At 68.9% G+C, this 16931-nt stretch carries 16 protein-coding genes; 12 read left to right on the forward strand and 4 right to left on the reverse strand.

All coding sequences use genetic code 11. From position 1 onward, the window contains the following. Nucleotides 1-35: 35 nt before the first annotated feature. The gene (locus ABN401_RS09850) at nt 36-1322 is read right to left on the reverse strand and encodes a DUF3422 family protein (RefSeq protein WP_349684667.1); all 1287 of its coding nucleotides are present in this window, start codon (nt 1320-1322) and stop codon (nt 36-38) included. A gap of 146 nt (nt 1323-1468) precedes the next feature. Here ABN401_RS09850 and bchI point away from each other — a divergent pair, with 146 nt between their 5' ends. Continuing rightward, nucleotides 1469-2479: a magnesium chelatase ATPase subunit I gene (gene bchI, locus ABN401_RS09855; RefSeq protein WP_349684668.1), complete on the forward strand. Its 1011-nt coding sequence runs from the start codon at nt 1469-1471 to the stop codon at nt 2477-2479. Further along, complete coding sequence (locus ABN401_RS09860) at nt 2476-4251, forward strand: magnesium chelatase subunit D (protein WP_349684669.1); 1776 nt, start codon at nt 2476-2478, stop codon at nt 4249-4251. The genes bchI and ABN401_RS09860 overlap by 4 nt, the downstream gene beginning before the upstream one ends. A 9-nt stretch (nt 4252-4260) precedes the next feature. Here ABN401_RS09860 and ABN401_RS09865 read toward each other — a convergent pair whose 3' ends face one another. Next, nucleotides 4261-4431, reverse strand: a complete 171-nt coding sequence (locus ABN401_RS09865) for a hypothetical protein (protein WP_349684670.1) — start codon at nt 4429-4431, stop codon at nt 4261-4263. Nucleotides 4432-4513: 82 nt separating this feature from the next. Between ABN401_RS09865 and bchO the strand changes: the two genes are divergently transcribed. Next, nucleotides 4514-5416 (forward strand): alpha/beta fold hydrolase BchO, encoded by a 903-nt coding sequence (gene bchO / locus ABN401_RS09870; RefSeq protein ID WP_349684671.1) that lies wholly within the window; start codon nt 4514-4516, stop codon nt 5414-5416. Between the two features lie 228 nt (nt 5417-5644). On the opposite strand, the gene ABN401_RS09875 is transcribed toward bchO, so the two are convergent. Then, nucleotides 5645-6499 (reverse strand): hydratase, encoded by an 855-nt coding sequence (locus ABN401_RS09875; protein WP_490424185.1) that lies wholly within the window; start codon nt 6497-6499, stop codon nt 5645-5647. Further along, a complete protein-coding gene (gene crtD / locus ABN401_RS09880) occupies nt 6496-8061 on the reverse strand; it encodes a 1-hydroxycarotenoid 3,4-desaturase CrtD (RefSeq protein WP_349684673.1) in 1566 nt (521 codons plus the stop codon). The genes ABN401_RS09875 and crtD overlap by 4 nt, the downstream gene beginning before the upstream one ends. A 102-nt stretch (nt 8062-8163) precedes the next feature. Here crtD and ABN401_RS09885 point away from each other — a divergent pair, with 102 nt between their 5' ends. From ABN401_RS09885 to pufM, 9 genes are all read left to right on the forward strand, one after another. Further along, entirely contained in the window at nt 8164-9258 is a 1095-nt protein-coding gene (locus ABN401_RS09885) for a methyltransferase (RefSeq protein ID WP_349684674.1), read from the forward strand. A gap of 98 nt (nt 9259-9356) precedes the next feature. Next, entirely contained in the window at nt 9357-10280 is a 924-nt protein-coding gene (gene bchC, locus ABN401_RS09890) for a chlorophyll synthesis pathway protein BchC (RefSeq protein ID WP_349684675.1), read from the forward strand. Further along, nucleotides 10277-11269 (forward strand): chlorophyllide a reductase iron protein subunit X, encoded by a 993-nt coding sequence (locus ABN401_RS09895; protein WP_349684676.1) that lies wholly within the window; start codon nt 10277-10279, stop codon nt 11267-11269. Before bchC ends, ABN401_RS09895 begins: the two co-directional genes overlap by 4 nt. Nucleotides 11270-11433: 164 nt before the next feature. Next, nucleotides 11434-12906, forward strand: coding sequence for a chlorophyllide a reductase subunit Y (gene bchY / locus ABN401_RS09900; protein ID WP_349684677.1), 1473 nt, complete (start codon nt 11434-11436; stop codon nt 12904-12906). Then, on the forward strand, nt 12903-14378 hold the full coding sequence (bchZ, locus tag ABN401_RS09905) for a chlorophyllide a reductase subunit Z (RefSeq protein ID WP_349684678.1): 1476 nt from the start codon (nt 12903-12905) through the stop codon (nt 14376-14378). The genes bchY and bchZ overlap by 4 nt, the downstream gene beginning before the upstream one ends. Nucleotides 14379-14528: 150 nt before the next feature. Beyond that, on the forward strand, nt 14529-14660 hold the full coding sequence (gene pufB, locus ABN401_RS09910) for a light-harvesting antenna LH1, beta subunit (protein WP_349684679.1): 132 nt from the start codon (nt 14529-14531) through the stop codon (nt 14658-14660). A gap of 82 nt (nt 14661-14742) precedes the next feature. Then, entirely contained in the window at nt 14743-14907 is a 165-nt protein-coding gene (gene pufA, locus ABN401_RS09915; RefSeq protein ID WP_349684680.1) for a light-harvesting antenna LH1, alpha subunit, read from the forward strand. Between the two features lie 115 nt (nt 14908-15022). Next, entirely contained in the window at nt 15023-15847 is an 825-nt protein-coding gene (gene pufL, locus ABN401_RS09920) for a photosynthetic reaction center subunit L (RefSeq protein WP_349684681.1), read from the forward strand. Between the two features lie 15 nt (nt 15848-15862). Then, entirely contained in the window at nt 15863-16783 is a 921-nt protein-coding gene (gene pufM, locus ABN401_RS09925; RefSeq protein WP_349684682.1) for a photosynthetic reaction center subunit M, read from the forward strand. The last annotated feature ends 148 nt before the right edge of the window (nt 16784-16931 follow it).

Here is a 16931-nt window from a genome sequence, read left to right on the forward strand (position 1 = left end):
GGCTCTAAGCTCCGCAAAACGCCGCGACATTTAGGTCAGTGGTCGTCGCCGGTGACCTTCTTGCGGAAGGTTCGCAACCACATCCAGACGCCGAGCACCACGAGCGGCGCGATGATGCCCGTCGCGACCGTGGCGTCGAAGCCGCGCCAGGCCTTTTCGATGGCTTTCAGGGGGAAGCCGAGCAGCCCCACGGCATAGTAGGCGATCGCGGCGGTCGACAGGCCCTCGACCGTCTGTTGCAGCTTCAGCGAGGCCCCGGCGCGTTTGTCCATCGAGGCCAGCAGGGCCGCGCTGGTCGCTTCGGCGGCGACCTCGACCCGCGTGTTCAGCATCTGGGCCATGCGGGCGATCCGGCGGATCGCGGCCCTCTGCCGCTCGGCCACGGCGTCGCAGGTGCGCATCGCGGGATCGAGACGACGCTGCATGAACTCGCCCAGCGTCAGCAGGCCGTTGATATGGTCCTCGCGCAGCATGTCGATGCGCTCGCGCACGATGCGGTGGTAGGCGACCGCTGCATCGAAACGAAAGGTCGTGCGGCCGATCAGGGCCTCGGTTTCTCCCGCCAGGGTCGACAGTTCATCCAGCAGACGCCGGTCGGCTTCCGGGTCCGCCTGCTCGGTCAGTTTTTCGGCCAGCTGCGCCGCCCTCGCCTCGATCGCCGACAATTCCCGGCCGGCCTGGCCCGCGACGGGGAAGGCCAGCAGCGCGAGCATCCGGTAGGTTTCGATCTCCAGCAGGCTCTGGGCCATGCGCCCGGTCTGGGAGGCGTCGCCAGCGTGGGCCAGCATCAGCAGCCGCGTCATGCCCCGGCCATCGGGCCGGAAGTCCGTCAGGGCGATGGCCGCGCCGTCCGACAGCCGCGCTCCGACGACCTCGACCCCGAACATGGCCGAGGCGGCCTTCTCGTCCACGGCGGGCCAGACTTCCAGTCGTGTCGCCACCAGGACCTCGCCCGGGAACTCCGACAGCCAATCCTGGGGCACGAGGTCGAGGGCGGTCTCCTCGAAGGGCGTGCCGCCCGTCGGTGTGCGAAAGCCCGTCCAGGTGGACAGTTCGGTATGCCGTTCCCAGCGCAATCGCCACGACCCGCCGTCCACCACCGCCCAGCGGGCATCGGCACCGGGTTCGGGCTGACCCAGACGGCGGCACAGGGTCGCCATGTGCTGGCGGTCGGCCGCCTCGCCCGTCTGGCCGGACAGGGTGGCGATTCGGGTCACCAGGGCGGGACCGGTCAGGGGCGTGAAGGGGCGGGCATGCGCCTCGGCCAGCAGGGCGTCGCGCTGGGGATGGAAACGCCAGCTGGTGTTGGTCGCCTTGGCCATGCGCGCCTCTCCGGGGACCCTTGGCCCAAGCGGGACGATAGGCACGACCGAGGCCCGAGTTCAAATGACGCCGATCATCGAGCCCGCGACGCGTTGACCCGAACCGTCAATGGTGTGACCGTCGCTGTCCAACAGATTGGACACTCATGCGCGTCGTCTTTCCCTTCTCGGCCATCGTGGGCCAGACGGACATGAAGCTGGCCCTGCTGCTGGCGGCCGTGGACCGGACCCTGGGCGGGGTCATGGTCTTCGGCGATCGGGGCTCGGGCAAGACGACGGCGGTGCGGGGGCTGGCGGCGCTGCTGCCCGCCCTGCCTGTGATCGCCGGATGCCGCTTCAACTGCGAGCCCGACGCGCCGTCTTCGGCCTGCGCGGGCGTCTGCCGCCACGAGGGCCCCGGCCAGACCCCCGCGCCGGTCGTCGATCTGCCGTTGGGCGCCACCGAGGATCGGGTCGTCGGCGCGCTGGACCTCGAGAAGGCGCTGACCTTGGGCGAAAAGGCGTTCGAGCCGGGGCTGCTGGCGCGGGCCAACCGCGGCTTTCTCTACATCGACGAGGTCAATCTGCTGGAAGACCACCTGGTTGACCTCCTGCTCGACGTCGCCCAGTCGGGCGAGAACGTCGTCGAGCGCGAGGGCCTGAGCGTGCGCCATCCCGCGCGCTTCGTGCTGGTCGGGAGCGGCAACCCCGAGGAAGGCGAGTTGCGACCTCAGCTGCTGGACCGGTTCGGTCTCTCGGTCGAGGTTCGCACCCCCGAGACCCTGGCCGAGCGGATCGAGGTGGTGAAGCGGCGCGACGCCTTCGACCGCGACCCGGCGGGCTTCGCCAAGACCTGGAAATCCAAGGACGCGGCGGTGAGAAAGAAGGTCGCTGCGGCGCAGGCCATGCTGGACGCCGTCACCGTGCCCGATGCGGTCCTGGAGACAGGGTCGCGGCTGTGCATGGCGGTCGGGGCCGATGGTCTGAGGGGCGAGCTGACCCTGCTGCGCGCTTCGCGCGCGATGGCGGCGTTCGAGGGGCGAGACACGGTCACCGAGACCGACCTGCGCCGGATCGCGCCCATGGCCCTGCGTCACCGGCTCCGGCGGGGGCCGCTGGACGATCAGGCGGGCACCAGCCGGATTGAGCGGGCCATGGACGACCTGCTCGCGGCATGACGGATACCGCGCAGGTCTGGGCCGACGCGATGCTGGCGGCGGCGCTGCTGGCGGTCGATCCGGAGCTGGGCGGGGCGGCCGTCCGCGCCGGACCGGGGCCGGTCCGCGACGCCTGGATCGCGGGACTGAAAGGCCTTCATTCGGATCAGACACCGTGGCGGCGGCTGCCGCCCCGCATCGGTGACGACCGGCTGCTGGGCGGCCTCGATCTGGCGGCGGCGCTGGGAACGGGCACGCGGGTGCTTCAGCGAGGCCTGCTGGCCGAGGCGGACGGTGGCGTCCTGATCGTGCCCATGGCCGAGCGACTGGACGGTGCAGTCGCCGCCCGGCTGACCGCGGCGATCGACGAGGGCGCGGTACGCATCGAGCGCGACGGGGCGTCGGAGCGCACGTCGACCCGGTTCGTCCTGGTCGCCCTGGACGAGGGGCTGGAGGACGAATGCCCGCCCGAGGCCCTGCTGGAGCGGCTGGCGTTTCGGCTGGATCTGGACGGCGTCGGCTGGCGCGAGGCCCTGCCGATCAGCGCGACGCCCGACGACATCGCCGAGGCGCGGGCGGACCTCGCGCAGGTCGCGGCCCCGGACGAGGCGGCGATCCACGCCGTCTGCGCGGCGGCGGAGGCCCTGGGCATCGCCTCGGTGCGGGCCCCGCTTCTGACCCTGCGCGCCGCCTGGGCCCTGGCGGCGCTCGAGGGCCGCGACGCCATCCAGGCCGAGGATCTGTCGACAGCCGCCCGGCTGGTGCTGAGCCCCCGCGCCACGCGCCTGCCGCCCCGGCCCGCGCCGGACGAGGACACCGCCGAGCCGGAGCGCGAGCCCGACGAGGCGGAGGCGGACACGGGCGACGATCTCGATCCCGACCCCGACGCGGATGCGCCGGAGATGCAACCCGGCGAACTGGACGATCTCGTGCTGGAGGCGGCGCGCGCGGCCCTGCCCGAGGGGCTGGAAGCCATGTGGGCCGCGTCGGGCCAGACGATCCGGGGCGCGCCGACGCGGTCGGGACCAACGGGGGCGAAACTGCCGGCGGCCAGACGCGGGCGGCGGATCGGATCGCGGCCGGGTCGGCCGGACGGGGCCTCTTCGCTTGATCTGGTGGAAACCCTGAAGACCGCCGCGCCGTGGCAAAGGCTGCGTGGCCAGGAACCAGGCGCGGGCCGAGGCCCCCTCCGGGTCCGGCGCGACGACTTCCGCATCCGCCGCTTCGAGCAGCGCGCCGAGACGACGGTGATCTTCGTGGTGGACGCCTCGGGTTCCGCGGCCCTGCAGCGGCTGGCCGAGACCAAGGGGGCGGTCGAGCTACTGCTGGCCGAGGCCTATGTGCGGCGGACGCAGGTGGCGCTGATCGCGTTTCGAAAGGAGGCGGCCGAGATCTTGCTGCCCCCCACGCGGTCGCTGGCGCGGGCCAGGCGCGAACTCGCCGCTCTGGCGGGGGGCGGGACCACGCCGCTGGCCTCGGCTTTGGAAACGGCGGCGTCGCTAGCGTTGGGCGAGCGCGCAAAGGGGCGGACGCCGCTGCTGGTCGTCATGACCGATGGACGCGGCAACATCGCGCTGGACGGTGGGGCGTTCCGCACCCGGGCCGAGCAGGACGCCCTGACGGCGTGCCGCCGCATCCGCGCGGCAGGGCTGTCGGCCGCGCTCATCGACGTGTCGCCCCGCCCGCGAGGCGACGGCGCGAAACTGGCCGAAGCGATGGGCGCGAACTTCGCCTCCCTGCCCTATGTCGAGGCGGAGCGGGTCCGCGACCTGGTCAAGGCGCTGGAGGTCTGAGCGATGAGCCTAGCGAGGATCGTCGACCCGAACCTTGGCGATCGTATCGTCGGGACGCTGGTCCATCGGGTGGCGGTTGGCGCGCTTTCGCTTGAACAATACGAAGCCGACCACAGCCAAGGCCAGGACGACAAGCAGGGTCATCAGGGCGAGCGAGGGAATGAGTTCACCGGAGTCCATGGGTTCAGCCTCCTTCGGGCTGGTCTTGGGTTGATGGGGGATTCAATGACGCCCGCGTCGCGATCGTTCCGAAGGCCAAGCTATGGGTGAGCGGCCGGAGTGGGACGTCGAGGGGCGCGACTGGCCCAACCGCGAGGCCAGTCGTTTCGTCATGGCCGGCGACATGCGCTGGCATGTCCAGGTCGCCGGTGAGGGTCCGGTGGTGTTGATGCTGCACGGAGCGGGCGCGGCGACGCACAGCTGGCGCGACCTGATGCCCGCACTGACGGAGCGATTCACGGTGGTCGCCCCGGATCTTCCTGGCCACGGCTTCACCGCCATGCCGCCCGACAACCGGCTGTCGCTGTGGGACATGGCCCGGCGTACGGCTCAGTTGCTGGAGGTCTTGCAGCTTCGACCGGCGGCGGTGGTGGCCCATTCGGCGGGTGCCGCGATCGCCCTGCGGATGTCGCTGGACGGACGATTCGGCGAGGCGCCAGTGGTGGCGATCAACGGCGCGCTGCAGCCCTTCGCCGGGGCGGTGGCTCCGCTGTTCCGGGGTCTGGCCATGGGGTTGTTCGTCAATCCGCTGGCGGTGCATCTGTTCGCCCAGGCGGCGCGCGATCCGGGACGGGTCGCGCGGCTGATCCGGGGCACCGGCTCGGTCATCGATGACCGGGGCGTCGAGCTCTATGGCCGCCTGCTGCGAAAGCCCGGGCATGTCGCCGGGACCCTGGGCATGATGGGGAGCTGGAACATCTCCGACATGCTGGGCAGCTTGCCGGGATTGCAGGCCGAACTGACGCTGGTGGTCGGCAGCCGGGATCAGGCGGTCCCGCCGTCGGTGGCGGACGAGGTGCGTGCATCCCTGCCCACCGCCCGGCTCGTAGCTCTCTCGGGCCTCGGCCATCTGGCGCATGAGGAACGGCCCGATCTGGTGGCGGCGGTGATCGAGGATGTGGCGGACAGGCATGGGCTTCTGACGGGTACAGAGCGAGTAGGCTGAGTTTTCCCTTTCCGCTCATCCCCGCGAAAGCGGGGACCCAGTGCTTTGGGAGCTCAGCTTTCGCGGGGATGAGCGGAAAAAGTTGGTCAGATGAGGGGAGACGCCACCATGCTGAGCGGACAGCAGGTCTTCGTGGTCGAGATGATCCTGGTCTTCGGCCTGATCCTGGCCTGGGCCATCTGGGAGCTGATCTCGACGCGTCGTTCGCAGAAGCGCGACCGCGAGGCCTCAGCGGAGCGAGCGCGGCATGCGGAAGGGGAGCATGGCCCGGACAAAGGGCGATCTCAGCCGCCCCAGTGACAGGCTTTCGTGCACGGCCTGGCACGGCTCTCCCAAAAGGTGGGTCGACAGGGTGGATCGCGAATAGAAGGGCGTGTCCTCCCAGGTTCTTTGCAGGGTCGCCCGGTGCCCTTCGTCGGCTCGCGTGTGACGCGGCATCCGCCAGAGGGTCGGGGGCAGGGGGACATGCGGTGGCGGCGCGAAGGTTTCCGGCACGCCGTGCCTGTCGAAGCGAAGCGCGAGACTGAGCGCCGAGCCGTCCTTGCGCTTCAGGTCATACAGGACGGCGCTGTCGTCCTTCACATGGGCGCGCGACCAGTCCCAGACCTCGAAGGCGTCCTCGAGCGGCTCGGTCCCCGCATTGGTGTCCAGATAGCCCTCGCCGGTCCACGACAGGGCCGGGTCGTCCAGGGTGACCTCGATCCGGGCGCGGGGCGCGATCGGGCGCCAGACATGCTTGCCCTGGGCATCCAGCGGGAAGGCGATGGTGTTGATGGCGCGTGGCTTGACCCGGACGACGCCGCGCAAGCCCTGCGGGATCATCGGCATGGGGGGAACGGGGGCGGTGATCTCGTCGAAACGGATGACCAGGTCGTCGCCGTCCCAGCGCACGCTGCTGGGTCCGATGCTCAGGCTCTCGGCGTCGCGCCAGACCTGGCCCTTGGGACGTTCGGTCATGGCCCAGCGGTCGCAGCCGGGACCATAGAAGGCGATGTTGAGGGCGCAGTGATCTTCGGGCCGCTGTCGTCCCGACCAGGCGTACCAGGGCGAGAAGACGCTGCCGACGAAGGCGATGATGGTCAGGCCGAAGCGGCCGTCGTCCGAGAGGGCATCGACATACCACCAGCCATAGCCACCGGGGCCGACCGCCTGATCGAAGCGCGGTCCGCCATGACGGCCGAGGCCGCTTGCCGCCCCGACAGAGCCGCCATCGGCACGCCCGCTCCAGGGTGTGTCCCCCCGCCGCAGAGATAAAGTCCCGGCATCCGCGTACGGGCTCCGGGCCGTCTGAAGGCCCCGTCCCAGCCGTGCCCCGCCCTCCCGTAGAGCGCGCCACCCGTCCCCGGAAAGCGCCTCTCGAAGGCGTCGGGCGTCGTGGCCACCATCGACGACGGCCTGGGGTCCAGGCTGAGGCCGCAGCGGCGGATCGATTCGAAGGCGCGCGAGCGACATGTGTCGATCTCCTCTTGCGACCAGGTGTGGACGTCGCCATCGGGCGGCGCGTTGGCGATGGCGAAGAAGCGCTCGGCCCCTTCGCTGAGGGGTGGCCCGTCGTCGTCGGCCCGATCCTGGGCGCAGACGTAGACGGTCGGGATTTCGGGCATCCGCCCTGCGTGGAGCGCATCGAACTCGGCGACGTAGTCGGGTGAGAAGAACAGGTTGTGCCGGACCAACGGTGCCGTCGCGGTGTCGGCGGTGAAGGCGAAGGTCAGGGCCGACAGCGATCGGGCGCGCGGCGGCGTGGCCGTGACGGCGCGGGCGGCCTGCGTGCCGAACCGGCCCTGAGCGACGGCCGAGGGGTCGGCATTTACGACGACGGTCTCGGCCTCGATCCGTTCGCCGGACGCGAGGACGACGCCGGATGCCCCGCCACGGTCGACGGTGATCTCGGAGCAGGGCTCGCCGGTCCGGACGGTGCCCCCAAGGCTTCGAATCAGGCCGGTCAGGGCCTCGGGGATGCGCTGCATGCCCCCCTCGACCAGCCAGACGCCCTGCTGCTCGACATGGGCGATCAGCATCAGGGTCGCCGGGCTCTTGAACGGCGAGCAGCCGGCGTAGGTGGCGTAGCGGCCGAACAGCTGGCGCAGGCGCGGGTCGCGGAAATAGGAGCCCAGCTCGGACCACAGCGAGCGGTAGGGCATGATCGACCACTGATCCAGCGGCCGGTGCAGGCCGATGTCCAGCGTCAGCCCGGCGATGGAGGGCCTGGACCGCTGGATGAAGGGGCGTTCCAGCACCTGGTAGATCCTGGCGGCCCGGGCGGCGAAGGCGCGAAACCGCCGGGCCTCGTCCGCGCCCGACAGGTCGCCCACGGCCTCGGCCGAGCGATCGAGATCGGCGAACAGATCGAAGGTCGAGCCGTCGGGCCAGCTGTGACGCGCCAGGGTGTCCGCGCGGCGAACGGTCAGGCTGTCGTCCAGGGATGCCCCCGCCGCGTCGAACAGGGCGTCGAAGACCCAGCGCATGGTGAAGACCGTCGGGCCGGAATCGATGCCGACGCCGTCCGTATGGATTTCGGACAGTTTTCCGCCGGCCGTCGCGGTCTTCTCCACCACCGTGACGTCCATGCCCCGCGCGCACAGATCGACGGCGGCGGACAGACCGCCGATCCCGGCTCCGACGATAACGACCCGCTCACGCGGCATGGCGCGCCTTTCGCGTCTTGTCCAAGTGACACTAAAGGTGTCCAGTCAGATTGACACAAGTGAAATCCACCCTCGTGCGACAATGACCCGGCGACCCCGTTCATGACCCTTGCCGACCGCTGGCGTGGCTGGCGCAATGCGCTGATCGGCTCGCCGGGCTTCCAGCGGTGGGCGGCACGGTTCCCGCTGACCCGTCCGGTGGCGCGTCGGCGGGCCCAGGCGCTGTTCGATCTGACGGCGGGCTTCGTCTATTCGCAGATCGCCCACGCCTGCGTTCGGTCCGGATTGCTGGAACGGTTGGCGGCAGGGCCCGCCGAGGTCGGCGACCTGGCCGCGCATCTGGACCTGGACCGCGACGGCGCACTGCGGCTGCTCCGCGCGGCGGCGGCGCTGAAGCTGGCCGAATCGGCCGGGCCCGACCGATGGGCGCTTGGGGTGGAGGGGGCGGCCCTGCTCGGTGCTCCGGGGGTTGCGGCTATGATCGACCATCATGCCCTGCTGTATGCCGACCTCGCGGACCCGCTGGCCCTGTTGAGGCGCGGGGGTGGGGGCGGGGCACTGGCGGCCTACTGGACCTATGCCGAGGGCGGGCCCCCCGACGCCAAAGCGGCGGGGGCCTACTCCGGCCTGATGACGGCCTCTCAGGCGATGGTCGCCGCACAGGTTCTGGACGCCTATCCCATGGGTGGACACCGGCGGCTGCTGGACGTCGGGGGCGGAGAGGGGACCTTCCTGCGGGCCGTGGCGGCGCGGGCACCGGACGTCGAGCGGATGCTGTTCGACCTGCCCGCCGTGGCCGAGCGGGCCCGGGCGAGGTTCGCGGCCGAGGGGCTGCAACTCCATGCGACCGGCGGCGATGTGTTCCGGGACGCCCTTCCGGGCGGGGCAGACATCGTCAGCCTGATCCGCGTGCTTCACGACCATGACGACGGGCCTGCGCTGGAGATTCTCCACGCGATTCGACGGGCGCTCGAACCCGGTGCCGTGCTGATCATCGGAGAACCGATGGCGCAGGAGCACGGCGCGGAGAGGGTGGGGGACGCCTATTTCGGCATCTATCTGCTGGCCATGGGCTCGGGCCGTCCTCGCCCGGCGCGAGAAATAATCGCGATGTGCGAACAGGCCGGATTCGTCAGCGCCCGCCGCATTCCAACCGCGATGCCGATGATCGCCAGCCTGATTGTCGCCCGCGCTTGACGCTCAAATGTGTAATCAAAGTTTGACAACCCTAACTGTCAATCTAAGCTGACAGTCGGGAGGGTGCCTATCGTGGTCCGGCCTCCCGAGGCACTGAGATGGACACTTTAGCCGTCGTATTGGAGGAGCCCCGCCGACTGGCGCTCCGCCGGCTCGACCTGAAGCCGGCCGGTCCCGACGACGTGGTCGTCCAGGTGGACGTCAGCGGAATCTCGACCGGCACCGAACGCCTGCTGTGGGACGGCCGCATGCCGCATTTCCCCGGGCTCGGTTATCCCCTGGTGCCTGGCTATGAGTCGATCGGCCGAGTCGTGGACGCCGGTGCCGACGCGCGATCCAGAATCGGCGAGCGGGTGTTCGTCCCCGGCTCGTCCCACTTCATCGACGCGCGCGGCCTGTTCGGCGGCGCGGCCCGCACCCTGATCACGCCGTCGTCGCGCACCGTCACCCTGCCAGAGGGATTGGACGACGACGGGGTCCTGCTGTCGCTGGCAGCGACGGCCTATCACGCCATCGTCGGCGGGACGGCTCCCGACCTGATCGTCGGCTACGGCACCCTGGGGCGGCTTCTGCTGCGCATCACCGAGGCGATGGGCCACGACAAGCCGACCGTCTGGGAGACCAACGCCGCGCGTCGCAACGGCGTAGGCATCCACCCTGATGCGGACGACCGCCGCGACTATCGTTCGATCTACGACGCCTCCGGCGCCGAGGACCTGATGGACTTCCTGGTCGCGCGGCTGGCCCGCAGTGGCGAGATCGTCCTGGCCGGCTTCTATGAGGCGCGTCTGTCCTTCGCCTTTCCGATGGCCTTCATGAAGGAGGCGCGGTTCCGCATCGCCGCCGAGTTCAAGCCCGAGGACGTGGCCGGCGTGACCGCCCTGATCCAGTCCGGCGCGCTGAGCCTGGACGGCCTGATCACCCACCGGATGGCGGCGACCGAGGCCAACGACGCCTATCCGACCGCCTTCGGCGACCCTGCCTGTCTCAAGATGATCCTCGATTGGAGGAACTGCGCGTGACCGTGACCCTGATTACCCACAAACACCTGCGTGCCGAAGCCGCGGTCGAGCCCGATCCCGTCCACACCGGCGAGGTCACCAAGGAAACCCAGATCATCGCCATCTACGGCAAGGGCGGATCGGGCAAATCCTTCGCCCTGTCGAACCTGAGCTACATGATGGCCCAGCAGGGCAAGCGGGTGCTGCTGATCGGCTGCGATCCCAAGTCCGACACGACGTCGCTGCTGTTCGGCGGCAAATCCTGCCCCACCATCATCGCCACCTCCGCCGCCAAGAAGCTGACCGGTGAAGAGGTCAAGATCGAGGATGTCTGTTTCCAGCGTGACGGCGTCTTCGCCATGGAGCTGGGCGGGCCCGAGGTCGGGCGCGGTTGCGGCGGACGCGGCATCATCCACGGCTTCGAGCTGCTCGAAAAGCTGGGCTTCCACGATTGGGGCTTCGACTACGTCCTGCTCGACTTCCTGGGCGACGTGGTGTGCGGGGGCTTCGGCCTGCCGATCGCGCGCGACATGTGTCAGAAGGTCATCGTCGTCGGGTCCAACGACCTGCAGTCGCTCTACGTCGCCAACAACGTCTGTTCGGCGGTGGAGTATTTCCGCCGGCTGGGCGGCAACGTCGGCGTCGCCGGCATGATCATCAACAAGGACGACGGCACGGGCGAGGCCGCCGCCTTCGCCGAGGCCGTGAACATCCCGGTCCTGGCCTCCATCCCGGCCAACGAGGACATCCGCAGGAAGTCGGCCAACTATCAGATCATCGGCACCGCCGACAGCGAGTGGGGCAGTCTGTTCGCCGGTCTGGCCCAGGCCGTGACCGACAGTTTGCCGCAGCATCCCAAGCCCCTGACGCAGGACGGGCTGCTGGGCCTGTTCAGCCCCGACCAGGTGGGCGGCGAGGTGCGGCTGGTGCCGGCGAGCCAGAGCGACATGCGCGGCGCGTCCTATGTGCCCAAACAGTCGCTCGAAGTCATCTACGACGAGGCGGTCTGATCTCCATGGCCGACGGACCCGCCTTTCCCAAAACGCCGTCACCCTCCGACTTGATCGGAGGGCCGGACGGTGGGCGGACTGTGCCTCACCCCGATCGCGCGAGCAGCGGAACGTCCGATCCTCGGGTCACGCCCGAGGATGACGGCGTTGGGGGCGAGGTCGTCGTGACCGACGGCGGTTGCCATGGCGGCAAGGCCGAACTCCAGGCCGCCGCCTCTCGCGCGGGCAAGTCCGAGGTCCTGGCCCGCTATGCCAAGGACTATCCGGTCGGTCCGCACGACCAGCCGCAGTCGATGTGCCCGGCGTTCGGATCGTTGCGGGTCGGGCTGCGGATGCGGCGGACGGCGACGATCCTCAGCGGGTCGGCCTGCTGCGTCTACGGCCTGACCTTCACCAGCCATTTCTACGGCGCGCGCCGCTCGGTCGGCTATGTGCCGTTCAACTCCGAGAGCCTGGTCACCGGCAAGCTGTTCGAGGACATCCGCGACGCCGTCCACGATATGGCGGATCCGGAACTCTACGACTCCATCGTCGTGACCAATCTGTGCGTGCCGACCGCATCGGGCGTGCCGCTGCAGCTGCTGCCGAAAGAGATCAACGGCGTCCGCATCGTCGGCATCGACGTGCCGGGCTTCGGCATCCCGACCCACGCCGAGGCCAAGGACGTGCTGGCCGGCGCCATGCTGAACTATGCGCGCAAGGAGGTCGAGGCCGGCCCCGTCGCCGCGCCCAAGGAACGCACGGACAAGCCGACCGTCACCCTGCTGGGCGAAATGTTCCCGGCTGATCCGATGATCATCGGGCGGATGCTGGAGCCGATGGGCCTGGCCGCCGGGCCTGTGGTCCCGACCCGCGAATGGCGCGAGCTGTACGCTGCGCTGGACTGCGCCGTCGTCGCCGCCATCCACCCCTTCTACACCGCCAGCGTGCGCGAGTTCGAAGCGGCGGGCCGCAAGGTCGTCGGCTCGGCCCCGGTCGGCCGCGACGGCACCGCCGCCTGGCTCCAGGCCATCGGCGAGGCCTGTCATGTTCCTCAAGGCCAGATCGACGGCGTCAAGAACGCCATGGTCGGCGCGATCGGCGCGGCCCTGGCCGCCACCCCGATCAAGGGCCGGATCGTGGTCTCGGGCTATGAGGGCTCGGAGCTCCTCGTCGCCCGCCTGCTGATCGAGAGCGGGGCGGAGGTCGAGTACGTCGGCACGGCCTGTCCGCAGACCAAATGGTCGGACCCGGATCGCGAATGGCTGGAAGCCAAGGGCGTCACGGTCAACTACCGCGCCTCGCTGGAACAGGATCTGTCGGCGGTCGACGCGATCAAGCCGGACCTCGCCATCGGCACGACGCCGGTGGTCCAGCACGCCAAGTCGTTGTCGATCCCGGCGCTGTATTTCACCAACCTCATCTCGGCCCGGCCTCTGATGGGACCGGCGGGCACGGGCTCGCTGGCCCAGGTCATCAACGCCGCCATCGGCAACAAGGCCCGGTTCGACAGGATGACCGAGTTCTTCGAGGGCGTGGGCTCCGGCGAGACCTCGGGCATCTGGTCCGAGACGCCGGTTCTGCGTCCCGAGTTCAAGGCCCGCTACGCCAAACAACGCGCGGCCGCGGCCAAGGCCGAGGAGCACGTCGGAACGTGACCCTCATTCTCGACCACGACAGGGCCGGTGGATACTGGGGCGCGGTCTACGCCTTCACCGCCATCAAGGGCCTGCAGGTCATCATCGACGGTCCGGTGGGCTGCGAGAACCTGCCGGTCACCTCGATCCTGCACTACACCGACGGCCTGCCGCCGCATGAACTGCCCATCGTCGTCACCGGTCTGGGCGAGGACGAGCTGGGTCGCCACGGCACCGAAGGCGCGATGAAGCGGGCCTGGCAGACGCTGGACAAGGACCTGCCCTCCGTCGTCGTCACGGGCTCGATCGCCGAGATGATCGGCGGCGGCGTGACGCCCGAGGGCACCAACATCCAGCGCTTCCTGCCGCGCACCATCGACGAGGATCAGTGGCAGTCGGCCGACCGCGCCCTGACCTGGCTATGGACCCAGTTCGGCCCGAAGAAGATGCCGCGCCCGCGTGACCGGGTGGAAGGGGACAAGCCCCGCGTCAACCTGATCGGCCCGATGTACGGCGTGTTCAACATGCCCTCGGACGTGGCCGAGATCCAGCGCCTGTGCGAAGGCATCGGGTGTCAGGTCAACATGACCTTCCCGCTGGGTAGCCACCTGGCCGATGTCCGCAATCTGGCCGACGCCGAGGTCAACATCTGCATGTACCGCGAGTTCGGGCGCGGGCTCTGCGAGGCGCTGGAGAAGCCCTATCTGCAGGCGCCGATCGGGCTGGACTCGACCACCCTGTTCCTGCGCCGGCTGGGCGAGATGACGGGGCTGGATCCCGAGCCCTTCATCGAGCGCGAGAAGCACACGACGATCAAGCCGCTGTGGGACCTGTGGCGCTCGGTCACCCAGGACTTCTTCGCCACCGCCAGCTTCGCCATCGTCGCCAACGAGACCTATACGCGCGGCGTCCGCAAGTTCCTGGAGGACGACCTGGGCCTGCCGTGCCAGTTCGCCATCGCGCGGGTGGCCGGGACCAAGACCGACAACGCCGAGATCAGCCGCCTGGTCCGCGAGACCAAGCCGCTGGTCCTGTTCGGCAGCATCAACGAGCGCATCTATCTGGCCGAGGCGTCTCAGGGCGGCGGCGGCCACGGACCGTCCGGGGTCTGGGTGCCGGCGTCCTTCCCGGGCGCGGCGATCCGACGGCACACGGGCACGCCCTTCATGGGCTATGGCGGCTGCACCTATCTGGTGCAGGAAGTCTGCAACGCCCTGTTCGACGCCCTGTTCAACGTGCTGCCGCTGGCGTCGCAGATGGACAAGGTCGAACCGACCCTGGCCCGACCGCACGCCGAGCTGTATTGGGAAGACGCCGCGGCGGACGAGCTGGAAAAGCTGGTCGCGGCCCAACCGATCATCGTCAGAATTTCCGCGGCCAAGCGCCTGCGCGACACGGCCGAACGCGCCGCCCGCCAGGCCGGAGAGGACCGGGTCACCCGCGACCGCCTCATCGCCGCCAACGCCATCGTCCTGAGCGGGAGGGCCGCATGACGCGATCGCCACTCCTGATCGGACCCAAGTTCCGTCGTCCGGCTTGTCCGGGTGCCGGAAGCGGGCGGGGGATCTTCCCCCATCCGAGGACTAGCTCCAACGAAAGGAGGAGAGATGTCTCATCTACCTGATGACAGACCGACGGGGTCCTTGACTGGACTCACGCCGGAGGCGGCCAAGGAATTCCACGGCCTCTTCATGACCAGCTTCATCGCGTTCACGGTCATTGCGATCGTGGCCCATGTGCTGGTCTGGTACTGGCGTCCCTGGTTGGGGGCCTAGGTCTCCACTTTACTTTGTCGGCGGGCCATTTTGACCCGTCGTCGCCAACAAAGCCGGTCACCGGCTATGGAGGACTACAGTCATGTGGAGAATTTGGCTCCTATTCGATCCCCGGAGGGCGCTCGTGGCGCTCGCCGTCTTCCTGTTCACTCTGGCTCTGCTGATCCACTTCATCCTGCTCAGCTCGCCTCGGTACAACTGGATCGACGGTGCAGAACGCGCGGCGGCGGCTACGGCCACCCCCTGACGGGAACCGCGAATGCGGCGCGCGGGCGGGACTGGAGCAATCCGATCCCGCCTGTCGCGACCCCGATATTTTGAGCCCAACCCGGCGTTGATCGGGACAGCGGGCGGAGACGGTCATGGCCTTACTGAGTTTTGAGCGCAAATACCGCATCAGGGGTGGCACCCTGATCGGCGGCGACATGTTCGATTTCTGGGTGGGTCCGTTCTACGTCGGCTTCTTCGGCGTCACGACCGCCTTCTTTGCCGCGCTGGGGACAGCGTTGATCTTCTACGGGGCGTCGCTGGGCGACACCTGGAACCCGTGGCTGATCTCGATCAATCCACCCGACATCGCCTACGGCCTGTCGCTCGCGCCGATGCGCGAAGGCGGCATCTGGCAGCTGGTCACCATCTGCGCCATCGGGGCCTTCTGTTCCTGGGCGCTGCGGGAGGTCGAGATCTGCCGCAAGCTGGGCATCGGCCTGCATGTGCCGATCGCCTTCGGCGTGGCCATCTTCGCCTATGTCAGCCTGGTCGTGATCCGGCCGTTCCTGCTGGGCGCCTGGGGACACGGCTTTCCCTACGGCATCTTCAGTCACCTGGATTGGGTGTCGAACGTCGGCTACCAGTATCTGAACTTTCACTACAATCCCGCGCACATGATCGCCGTGACCTTCTTCTTCACGACGACGATGGCGCTGGCGCTCCATGGCTCTCTGGTGCTGGCCGCGGCCAACCCGGGACCCGGCAAGGAAGTGCGCCAGCCCGAGCACGAGGACACCTTCTTCCGCGACTTCATCGGCTATTCGGTCGGCACCCTGGGCATTCACCGGGTCGGACTGTTCCTGGCGCTTCAGGCCGGGATCTGGAGCGCGATCTGCATCGTCATCAGCGGTCCCTTCTGGGACAAGGGCTGGCCCGAATGGTGGGACGGCTGGCGCAACCTGCCGATCTGGCAATAGGGGAGGGCGAGAACAATGAACGCCTATCAGAATATCTTCACCCAGGTTCAGGTCCGCGGGCATGCCGAAATGGGCGCCCCCACCACCGAGCGAGACGACGAGCGCGTCGGCAAGCCCTTCTTCGTCCACTGGATCGGCGCCATCGGCAACGCCCAGATCGGCCCGATGCATCTGGGCTGGACCGGGGTCGTGTCTCTCCTGACCGGCTTCCTGGCCTTCGAGATCATCGGCCTGAACATGCTGGCCCAGGTGAACTGGAACCCGTTCGAGTTCATTCGCCAGCTGCTGTGGCTGGGGCTGTATCCGCCGCCGCCGGAGCAGGGGCTGAACATCCTGCCGCCGCTGAACCAGGGCGGATGGTGGCTGATCGCCGGCTTCTTCCTGACGGTGTCGCTGATCAGCTGGTGCATCCGCAGCTACCAGCGGGCCAAGGCGCTGGGTCTCGGCACCCACACCACCTGGGCCTTCGCCTCGGCGATCTGGCTGTATCTCGTGCTGGGCTTCATCCGCCCGATCATGATGGGCAGCTGGTCCGAAGCCGTGCCGTTCGGAATCTTTCCGCACCTGGACTGGACCGGAGCCTTCTCGATCACCTACGGCAACCTGTTCTACAACCCGTTCCACGCCCTCTCGATCGTGTTCCTCTATGGCTCGACCCTGCTGTTCGCCATGCACGGCGCGACCATTCTGGCCACGAGCCGCTATGGCGCGGAGCGCGAGGTCGAGCAGATCACCGACCGCGGAACGGCCGCCGAGCGCGGGGCCCTGTTCTGGCGCTGGACCATGGGCTTCAACGCCACGATGGAGTCCATCCATCGCTGGGCCTGGTGGTTCGCCGTGCTGACGACGCTCACCGGCGGCATCGGCATCCTGTTGACCGGCACGGTGGTCGACAACTGGTTCGACTGGGCCATCGCCCACGACTACGCCCGCTGAGTTCAGTCTTGAGAGACGGCTCGACGATCGACCCCGCGCCTCGTGCGCGGGGTCGATTGCGTTTCGGGTGTCGCCCTGGTCGGGGGATAGTTCACGCAAACGAAATCGCCGCCGCCGGATAATCCGACGGCGGCGATCTGATGGCCAT

The organism is Brevundimonas aurifodinae, assembly GCF_040195595.1.
Lineage (GTDB): Bacteria > Pseudomonadota > Alphaproteobacteria > Caulobacterales > Caulobacteraceae > Brevundimonas > Brevundimonas aurifodinae.